Consider the following 9064-nt stretch of genomic DNA (forward strand, 5'->3'; position numbering starts at 1 on the left):
AGAGCCTTTGGTTACTGGGCTCTCGTGTCGCCCACCCCACAAGTAGTAGTAATTTATTTATTGGAAGTCCCTTACAAATTTGTATTATTCATCCTTTGATAAATAGCAAAGGATGAATAAGTAGAGCGGCGTGAATAATTCAAGTTTTGTAGTAAGGACTTTAGTCCTAATTTGAGGGCTGTTCGCGTTGGCGTTGGCGAAGCCTCTCGCAGAGAAGCCTCTCGTAGAGAAGCGTTCCCGCAGGGTAGCCCTCACTACGAGCTGATCTCAACTTTTTTTACATTACTTAATCTACTTTGATTTATTCTCACCTACTTACTTACATAAGACATAGGAGTGAAAAAGAATGTAGAGAGGTAGCAGTGCTACCTCTCTACAAGGGTTCTGGGTAACGCATATTTAATTTCTGGAGATGTCTATAGAGCAAGATGACTATAATCAGAGATAAAACTCTTTTGCTTTCTATCCCATGACTCAACAAACTTCAGCAAAAGCGATCGTTGTTTTCGATATTGATGGTGTTGTGCGCGATGTTAGCGGTTCCTATCGCCGAGCGATCGCAGATACCGTAGAATATTTCACTACCCAAGCATATCGTCCAACCCCACTGGATATTGACCAACTGAAGTCTGAAGGCGTGTGGAACAACGATTGGGAAGCATCGCAGGAATTAATTTACCGCTACTTTGAAACCCAACAACAGAGCCGAGAACAACTGCAACTAGATTACAATGCGATCGTGGCTTTTTTTCAATCCCGCTATCGCGGCCCAGACTCTAATAATTTTACAGGGTATATCTGTAATGAACCCTTATTATTACAACCTAGCTATTTAGAGCAACTTACCGACGCTGGCATTGCTTGGGGATTTTTCAGCGGTGCAACTCGTGCTTCTGCTAACTATGTATTGGAAAAACGCCTGGGTTTGAAATCTCTGGTATTGATTGCGATGGAAGATGCGCCAGGTAAACCTGACCCCACTGGACTTTTCACCACAGTTCGTCAGTTAGAGAATGGAATTGAGCAAACATCAGCTGTAGTCTATGTGGGAGATACGGTAGCAGATATGTATACCGTCGAGAAAGCGCGGCGTTTAGATTCTTCTCGCCCTTGGATTGGAGTAGGGGTTTTACCGCCCCACGTACAAGAAACAGCAGCGCGTGGTGATGCATATAGTGAGACACTAATCGCAGCAGGAGCAGCGGTAGTTTTGCGTAATGTGCAAGAATTGACCCCAAGGCAGATTCAAGAATTGGTAAGTTCATCTCCCTAATCTGTGGTCTAAGATTAATCAAGCTACGCGTGGATGAATGACTGGCTGATAACAATCTTGCTTTAATCATTGGGAGATTAATAAAAATGTCTGCACTTAAACTGCCTAACGGCCCTCAAACTCACCCTTGGGTACAGACGTATCAGTGGCTTACTAATCCCTTAGAATACATGGAAGCTTGTGCTAAACGCTATGGTGATATCTTCACCCTCCGAATCGGCCCAGTTTTTACGCCTCAAGTGTTCATTAGCAATCCCCAGGCAATTCAGCAGATTTTTACCACAGATCCCAAGCAGTTAGATTCTGGTGCAGCAGCAGGTTCAGGAACACCTTTATTGGGGCCAAATTCTCTACTATCCTTAGAAGGAAAACCTCACCAGCGCCAGCGTAAACTGCTGACACCTCCTCTACATGGGGAAAGAATGCAGGCTTATGGTGATTTAATTTGTGAAATTACCAAGCAAGTAACTAGCGAGTGGCCAGTCGGAGAAACCTTTACAGTCTTGTCATCCATGCAAGAAATCTCCTTTCAGGTGATTTTGAAGGCTGTATTTGGTCTAAATGATGGACTTCGTTATGAAAAACTCAAAGAAATCCTGATTGCTATCCTGAATCCCAAAAGACCTATTTTGCGGGCAATGCTGCTGTTTTTCCCATTATTACGACAGGATTTAGGGCCTCGCAGTCCTTGGGGAAGTTATGTACGTTTGCGGCAGGAAATGGATGATCTGATCTATGCTGAAATTCAAGAGAGGCGATCGCTTGCTGACCAGTCTCGAAATGATATTCTGTCTTTAATGATGGCGGCTCGTGATGAAGCTGGTGAGCCGATGACAGACTTGGAACTACGTGATGAGTTGATGACTTTGTTGATTGCAGGTCATGAAACCACAGCTAGTTCTTTAGCATGGGCGCTGTACTGGATTCATCATCAGCCTGAAGTCCGTGAAAAACTCGTGCAAGAATTGGATAGCCTGGGTGACAACAAAGATCCAAATGCTATTTTCCGATTACCCTATTTGAATGCAGTTTGTGCGGAAACAATGCGCCTGTATCCGGTGGCGATGTTGGGATTAAATCGATTGGTTAAATCCCCTGTAGAAATTGCAGGCTACAAATTTAACCCTGGTACTATATTGGTTCCTTGTATTTATTTGAGCCATCATCGAGAAGATTTATACCCAAATTCAAAGCAGTTTCAGCCAAATCGTTTTCTAGAACGACAATTTACTCCAGCTGAATATTTGCCCTTTGGTGGAGGTAATCGTCGTTGTATTGGCATGGCATTTGCCCTGTTTGAGATGAAACTGGTATTGGCAAGTGTACTATCTGATTGGCAAATGAAACTAGCTGATACAAAGCCAGTACTGCCAATTCGGAAAAGCTTCCTGTTAGCACCAGGCGGTGGTGTACCAATGGTGGTAACTGGAAAACGTCAGCAAAATCAGCGCGTTCTTGAGAGTAACTTAGTGTAAAAAGTCTCATAATCAGGTGGGAGCGATTGCTTCGTATCCCCTTTGATTTACCTACTAATCTCATGTCCGCTTGATTACTTACTAAACCCCAAGAACACCACCCCGCCAAAGCTGCGCTTTGTCTCCCCTCCCCGCAAGCGGGGAGGGGGAGGGGGTTGGGGTGCAATGACTGTAGGAATCATAACTAATTATGCGGACATGATATAATTACTGGATTTTCAAGAACTTATCTAAAGCTGTAACTAGGCTGGGAGGCCAACGGCGGATATTTTTTACCCAGTCAATATCCTTATAGCGGCTATCAAGTCCATAAGCTGCTACCCAGTTGCTTTCGGCTTCACCTTGCTCTCCATTTACCCAATATGCAGCTGTGAGGGCGGCACGCACATCAGCAAATTTGGAGTATTTACGGGCGATATTTCGCATCTCGCGGATTGCTTGCTCTTTTTGACCAGTTTCATAAAGAGCGAGGGCGTAGTTAGCACGGGCGAAGGCAAAATTTGGGGCGATCTGATTAGATTTTTTGTAGTCTGCGATCGCATCTGACCATTTTCCCAAACCGGCTGTAGCATTACCGCGATTATTATACGCCATCGCATCATTAGGATCGAGCTCTAAGACATGATTATAATCTGCGATCGCATCTGACCATTTTCCCAACCCTTCCAACGCCGCACCCCGATTCAAATAAGGATCGGTGACATTCGGTGCTAGTTCTATCGCTTTGTTATAATCTGTCAGCGCTTGTTGTAATTTGTTCTGACTCACCCGCGAATTTCCCCGGTTACTCCACGCCCCCGCATTAGTCGGAAATTGCTCAATAATCTTTGTCCAGTAAGTTTCAGCCGTCACAAAATCACCTAGATTCGTCGCTGCAAAAGCTTGAGTTGCCCACTGATCACCTTGTTTTAACTGTTCTTGAGTAATGGGCGCTTGAGATTGTGCCATGACTGGAGTACCCCAGCCAAATATAAGTAACAGACTGAGAAAAATACTAATTAACTTAATCATCTAGGTTTACCTGTCTATTTTGAAGATGGGGAGGCAGGGGAGGCAGGGGAGGTAGGGGGAGCAGGGGAGGCAGGGGAAGAAAGAAGAACCAATGCCCAATGCTCAATGCCCCATGCCCATAATTACAATAATGACAATTGTTCATTAGGCGGCATGAATCCCAAATGCTTATATGCAGCCTTAGTCGCCATTCTCCCGCGATGAGTTCTAGTTAAATACCCAATCTGCATCAGGTAAGGTTCGTACACCTCTTCAATTGTTTGAGTATCTTCACCCGTCGCTGCTGCCATTGTTTCCAACCCCACTGGTCCGCCGTTAAATTGTTCAATTATTACACTCAGCATCTGGCGGTCTGTCCAATCTAAACCGCAGGGATCTACTTGGAATAGTTGCAATGCTTCCGATGCAACGCTTTCATTAATGTCCCCAGATAACTTTACCTCCGCATAATCCCGGACTCGCCTAAGTAACCGATTCGCAATACGTGGCGTTCCGCGTGAACGACGGGCAATTTCTGTGGCACCATCATCTGTAACGGGGGTTTTGAGTAATTGAGCGGTTCGTAGTACAATTTTAGTCAGTTCGTCAACTTCGTAAAATCGGAGTTTTTGAATCAAACCAAAGCGATCGCGCAGTGGTGAACTTAAAGCACCTACACGGGTTGTAGCTCCCACTAAAGTAAACTTTGATAGCGGCAAACTTCTGATGCGAGCGCTCGAACCCTTACCAATAGTAATATCTAAGCGATAATCTTCCATCGCCGGATAGAGAATTTCCTCCGTCATCCGCGAGAGGCGATGAATTTCATCCACAAATAAAATATCCCCTGGCTTGAGGTTCACCAGTAGCCCAACAATATCTCGTGGACGTTCTAGAGCTGGCGCACTAGTAATTTTGTAATTTACCCCCATTTCCGATGCTAAAATCATAGCCATTGTGGTTTTGCCCAATCCTGGCGGCCCATACAGCAGCAAATGATCCAACACCTCACCACGAGACTTAGCTGCTTTGATGGCAATATCTAGCACATCCTTTAAATCTTTTTGCCCAATATAATCAGCAAATCGCTGCGGACGAATCCCCTCTTCCTGCTTATCTTGTTCATCAATAGCAGCTTCAGGTTGCAAAATATTGTCTGTGGATGGTGCTTTCGCCGACTCTCGACGCTGCCTTGGTTCTCCGTTGGGTTCTGGAGGCTGTTTTTTCGAGGAGATTATCGCCATAATTCAGCTATCTACTTTTAAGGGAACAGAATAATTCGTAATTCGTAATTCGTAATTCGTAACTAGGAGTATGGGAGGCAGGGGGAGAAAGAATAACCAATGCCCCATGCCCAATGCCAGTGAAAATTTTAGTTTGAGAATACCCGCGCCAATTTAAAATTTAAATTCCGGTCAATTACCCAGAAGTACAAAAATTATTATGTTATCTAAAAGAATCTTACCGTGCTTAGATGTCAAGGCGGGACGGGTTGTAAAAGGAGTTAACTTTGTCAATCTTCAAGATGCAGGCGATCCGGTAGAACTGGCCAAGGTTTACAACCAAGCCGGTGCTGATGAGTTAGTATTTCTGGATATTACAGCTACTCATGAAGACCGAGCTACAATTTTAGATGTCGTCTACCGAACTGCTGAACAGGTCTTTATTCCATTGACTGTGGGTGGTGGCATTCAATCCTTAGAAAATGTTAAAGCTTTGTTACGAGCGGGCGCAGATAAGGTTAGTATTAATTCGGCGGCAGTGCGGGAACCAGACTTGATTAATCGGGCAAGCGATCGCTTTGGTAATCAGTGCATAGTTGTTGCAATTGATGCCAGACGCAGAAATAACCCGGATAATCCCGGTTGGGATGTGTATGTGCGCGGTGGCAGGGAAAATACAGGCTTAGATGCCCTACTGTGGGCACAAGAAGTTGAAAAACGGGGGGCTGGAGAACTGCTAGTCACAAGTATGGATGCTGATGGAACCCAAGCCGGGTATGACATTGAGATCACACGGGCAATTGCCGATGCTGTACAAATTCCAGTTATTGCTTCTGGTGGTGCAGGTAATTGTGAACATATCTACACAGCCCTAACTGAAGGCAAAGCTGAAGCCGCATTACTCGCATCTCTATTACATTACGGACAACTAAGCGTAGCAGAAATCAAAAATTATTTGCGCGATCGTAATGTTCCAGTAAGAACATTGTCTTGAGTAACTATTTACCAGTTAATAACATCCATCTAAGGTTAGACACACTTCCTTAAAAGGGTGTTAATATACTTTTACAAGTATTAATAAATATTAAAAAATATGTTGATTTCTATTTTACTTTTTGATGTAGCCTTGGTGGCGTGGTCGCTGCACTTAATGGAAAGAGCCTACGAGAGTAAAGAATTTTCTCTAATGTTGGCTGGTACATTAGTTGCTCTGGCTGCTGCTGCCATGTTAGTAGTTTATTTTTTGATGGGGCACTGTATGACGTATTTGTTGAGAGTGTCGTAGAGAGTGCTGAGTGCTAGAGGAGATGTTTAAAATTTAGTTTCGATAAAAAGGTTGACAAAGTACTAATAATTAAGGGATTATATATAATGGATTTCAAGGGGTTATAGCGCAGTTGGTAGCGCACCTCAATGGCATTGAGGGGGTCAGCGGTTCGAATCCGCTTAGCTCCATTCTTAAAACCGACCCAAAACTTAGCAAGGTTATATTTTATCCCTCTCACTCTATCAACCAACAACAACTCTTCCAAATGTGCTAGCCTAGTATAGTTAACTAATCTCGCACATCTAAGAATTCGGGTGTTTCCTAATTGGGAAATGCACTTGGATGGAGGTTTAACCCGAATCGGAGTTAGAAAATATATGCCAGTCGTTTCATTGGCTCAAATGATGGAGTCAGGGGTTCACTTTGGGCATCAGACCCGGCGTTGGAACCCAAAAATGTCTCCTTACATTTACACTTCCCGCAATGGTGTACATATTATCGACTTGGTGCAAACTGCCCAGTTGATGGATAATGCCTACAACTATATGCGATCGCACGCTGAACAAGGGAAGAAATTTCTTTTCGTCGGCACCAAGCGGCAAGCCGCTGGAATTATTGCTCAAGAAGCCACCCGTTGTGGTTCCCATTACATTAACCAACGCTGGTTGGGGGGAATGTTGACCAACTGGGCAACCATCAAAACACGCGTAGACCGTCTGAAAGATTTAGAACGCCGTGAAGAAACTGGCGCACTAGATTTATTACCGAAAAAAGAAGCATCAATGCTACGTCGGGAAATGACGAAGCTTCAGAAATATTTGGGCGGCATTAAAACAATGCGGAAAGTCCCCGATATTGTGGTAATTGTAGACCAACGGCGGGAATATAACGCAGTTCAAGAATGCCAAAAGCTGAATATTCCGATTGTGTCAATGCTGGATACAAACTGTGACCCAGATGTAGTAGATATCCCCATCCCAGCAAACGACGATGCTATCAGGTCAATTAAGCTGATAGTCGGAAAATTGGCAGATGCCATTTATGAAGGTCGTCACGGTCAGCTGGATGCTGAAGAGTATGACGAAGATTACGACGGTGCTGAGTATGACGAAGACTACGAAGAAAGCGAATATACTGACGCCGTAATTCCCGACGAGGAAGTTGAGGAATAACTAAAGCAGGGGTGAAGCAAATGTCCGAGGGAGGGCGGTGGCTGGCATCAATTGCAGCAAGCCGCCCTAGCCTGGGGCAAATCGGAGGCTAAGGTAGAGGCGAAAAAACTCATACCTTATAACTTGATTATTTTTCTCCCCCAGCCCTGAGTAAGATAGAAATACTCAACACCCGTGGGACAATTTTAGATTTACCCCAGCAATTAAGTCAGTTGCTCTGTCATTTTATTTTGGATTTTAGATTTATTCCAGGTAGCTTGGTTCTCGCGGAGCGAGTATAAATTCGGGGGCTTCTCTACGAGACGCTATGCGAACAAACTTTTTTAATTTTGAATCTTCTCTACGAGAGGCTCCGCCAACAATCCAAAATCCAAAATTTAAAATCTAAAATTCGGTGAGCGATTACAACTCCAGGTCAAGTTAGAAATTGAGGCAACATGGCGGAAATATCTGCAAAACTCGTCCAAGAGCTACGCCAAAAAACTGGTGCCGGCATGATGGACTGCAAAAAGGCGCTGCAAGAGACTGATGGCGACATAGAAGAAGCCGTAGATTGGCTACGGAAAAAGGGCATCTCTAAGGCGGGGACAAAAAACGATCGCATTACGGCAGAAGGTCTAGTAGACACTTACATTCAGCCTGGTGGTCGAGTGGGTGTACTTATAGAAGTCAACTGCCAAACTGACTTTGTTGCTCGTAACGAGGCTTTTAAAGCTTTAGTTAAAAACCTAGCAAAACTTGCAGCTACTGCTGATAGTGTTGAGTCTTTGTTGGCTCAACCCTATATTGATCATGAAAGCGGGACTGTAGAAGAATTTATCAAGCAAACCATTGCTACGCTTGGTGAAAATATTCAAGTGCGTCGCTTTGTCACCTTTCCCTTAGCAGAAGGCACGCAAGGTATAGTAGACAGCTACATTCACACTGGCGGTCGAGTTGGTGTATTGGTAGAACTGGGTTCTCAAACTGAGTTAGTGGCTGCTAATCAAGAGTTCCAAAGCTTAGCACGGAACACTGCAATGCAAGTTGCGGCTTGCCCAAATGTCGAGTATGTGAGCGTAGACCAAATTCCTGCCGAAATTGCCCAAAAAGAAAAAGACATTGAAATGGGCAAGGATGATTTGGCGAACAAGCCTGATAACATCAAAGAAAAGATTGTTCAAGGACGGATTGAAAAACGCCTGAAAGAATTGACTTTGCTCGATCAGCCTTACATTCGCGATCAGAGTATTTCCGTGGAAGACCTCTTGAAGCAAGCGAAGGCGCAATTAGGCCAAGAGATTCAAGTAACCCGCTTTGTCCGCTACATACTGGGCGAAGGCATTGAAAAGCAAGAAATTAGCTTTGCTGATGAAGTCGCTGCACAAATGGGCAGTAAGTAATATTAGTCATTGGTCACTTGTACTGAGCGAAGCCGAAGTATTAGTCATCGGTCTTTACCAAGCAAAAATGACTAATGACTCTTTACCAAACAGGTCAAGCAAATAGCCTGACCTGTATTTTATTAGTAGAGACGCGAAATATCGCATTTAAACCACGTCTAAGCTAAACCACATCTATTTTGCATAATCTGAAATTGTACATTTATTGTGGGGTGGGCGTCTCGCCCGCCCAAGATATGCAAGTTAAATGTGGAACAGCTTATCTTGAAACCTCTAGTTCTT

At 44.2% G+C, this 9064-nt stretch carries 8 protein-coding genes and 1 tRNA gene; 7 read left to right on the forward strand and 2 right to left on the reverse strand.

Annotated features, from left to right (window positions below):
• The first annotated feature begins 469 nt into the window (after positions 1–469).
• A complete protein-coding gene (locus ACYTXL_RS25240; protein WP_461927096.1) occupies positions 470–1273 on the forward strand; it encodes a TIGR01548 family HAD-type hydrolase in 804 nt (267 codons plus the stop codon).
• 86 nt (positions 1274–1359) lie between these two features.
• Positions 1360–2748, forward strand: coding sequence for a cytochrome P450 (locus ACYTXL_RS25245; RefSeq protein WP_461927097.1), 1389 nt, complete (start codon positions 1360–1362; stop codon positions 2746–2748).
• Positions 2749–2955: 207 nt separating this feature from the next.
• Here the strand turns inward: ACYTXL_RS25245 and ACYTXL_RS25250 are convergent, their stop codons facing one another.
• On the reverse strand, positions 2956–3759 hold the full coding sequence (locus ACYTXL_RS25250; RefSeq protein ID WP_461927098.1) for a tetratricopeptide repeat protein: 804 nt from the start codon (positions 3757–3759) through the stop codon (positions 2956–2958).
• A gap of 122 nt (positions 3760–3881) precedes the next feature.
• Entirely contained in the window at positions 3882–4982 is a 1101-nt protein-coding gene (ruvB, locus tag ACYTXL_RS25255; protein ID WP_461927099.1) for a Holliday junction branch migration DNA helicase RuvB, read from the reverse strand.
• Positions 4983–5181: 199 nt separating this feature from the next.
• On the opposite strand from ruvB, the gene hisF reads away from it, so the two are divergent.
• The 5 genes from hisF to tsf all read left to right on the forward strand — a co-directional run bounded on the left by hisF (position 5182) and on the right by tsf (position 8782).
• Positions 5182–5955: an imidazole glycerol phosphate synthase subunit HisF gene (hisF, locus tag ACYTXL_RS25260; RefSeq protein WP_461927100.1), complete on the forward strand. Its 774-nt coding sequence runs from the start codon at positions 5182–5184 to the stop codon at positions 5953–5955.
• Between the two features lie 99 nt (positions 5956–6054).
• Positions 6055–6246: a hypothetical protein gene (locus tag ACYTXL_RS25265; protein ID WP_461927101.1), complete on the forward strand. Its 192-nt coding sequence runs from the start codon at positions 6055–6057 to the stop codon at positions 6244–6246.
• A gap of 97 nt (positions 6247–6343) precedes the next feature.
• A tRNA-Ala gene (locus ACYTXL_RS25270) sits at positions 6344–6416 on the forward strand.
• 189 nt (positions 6417–6605) lie between these two features.
• Entirely contained in the window at positions 6606–7400 is a 795-nt protein-coding gene (rpsB, locus tag ACYTXL_RS25275; protein ID WP_461927102.1) for a 30S ribosomal protein S2, read from the forward strand.
• 437 nt (positions 7401–7837) lie between these two features.
• Entirely contained in the window at positions 7838–8782 is a 945-nt protein-coding gene (gene tsf / locus ACYTXL_RS25280) for a translation elongation factor Ts (RefSeq protein ID WP_461927103.1), read from the forward strand.
• Positions 8783–9064: the final 282 nt, after the last annotated feature.

The organism is Nostoc sp. (assembly GCF_054880495.1).

Excerpts from the sequence above, each read along its gene's own strand:
- ACYTXL_RS25240 (WP_461927096.1), top strand. The coding sequence starts at position 470 with ATGACTCAACAAACTTCAGCAAAAGCGATCGTTGTTTTCGATATTGAT.
- ACYTXL_RS25245 (WP_461927097.1), top strand. The coding sequence starts at position 1,360 with ATGTCTGCACTTAAACTGCCTAACGGCCCTCAAACTCACCCTTGGGTA.
- ACYTXL_RS25250 (WP_461927098.1), bottom strand. The coding sequence starts at position 3,759 with ATGATTAAGTTAATTAGTATTTTTCTCAGTCTGTTACTTATATTTGGC.
- ruvB (WP_461927099.1), bottom strand. The coding sequence starts at position 4,982 with ATGGCGATAATCTCCTCGAAAAAACAGCCTCCAGAACCCAACGGAGAA.
- hisF (WP_461927100.1), top strand. The coding sequence starts at position 5,182 with ATGTTATCTAAAAGAATCTTACCGTGCTTAGATGTCAAGGCGGGACGG.
- ACYTXL_RS25265 (WP_461927101.1), top strand. The coding sequence starts at position 6,055 with ATGTTGATTTCTATTTTACTTTTTGATGTAGCCTTGGTGGCGTGGTCG.
- rpsB (WP_461927102.1), top strand. The coding sequence starts at position 6,606 with ATGCCAGTCGTTTCATTGGCTCAAATGATGGAGTCAGGGGTTCACTTT.
- tsf (WP_461927103.1), top strand. The coding sequence starts at position 7,838 with ATGGCGGAAATATCTGCAAAACTCGTCCAAGAGCTACGCCAAAAAACT.